This window comes from Streptomyces malaysiensis subsp. samsunensis (assembly GCF_024519315.1).
Taxonomy (GTDB): Bacteria; Actinomycetota; Actinomycetes; order Streptomycetales; family Streptomycetaceae; genus Streptomyces; species Streptomyces malaysiensis.
Map to the genome: position 1 here is coordinate 1 of NZ_JANIIC010000298.1, position 277 is coordinate 277.

Sequence of the window (277 nt, forward strand, 5' to 3'; positions counted from 1 at the left end):
ACGCCTCCAGGCCATCGACAAATCCGGCCCGGTCGGAGGCCAACACCACGGCACGACGCTCGAACGTGGTACGCGTCGTCGCCAACGACAGCGCTACGTCCACGGTCGGCAGCTCCGGGCGCTCCCCCATGAACGACGCCAGCCGACTCGCCTGCGCCCGCAGAGCGGCCTCGGACCGCGCCGAGACCACCCACGGCACCACGGAGGGACTGAACGTCCCCCGTTCAGCAGGGGATTCAGTGTCGGGCAGCTCCACCGGCGCCTGTTCGAGGATGAC

1 protein-coding gene is annotated in these 277 nt (G+C 70.0%); it reads right to left on the minus strand.

Features of this window, described 5'->3' with window-relative positions; all coding sequences use genetic code 11:
* Positions 1-202 (minus strand): CurL C-terminal domain-containing protein (locus NQU54_RS48980; protein WP_257636716.1); only part of this gene is annotated, 202 nt, incomplete at its 3' end.
* Between the last annotated feature and the right edge of the window lie 75 nt (positions 203-277).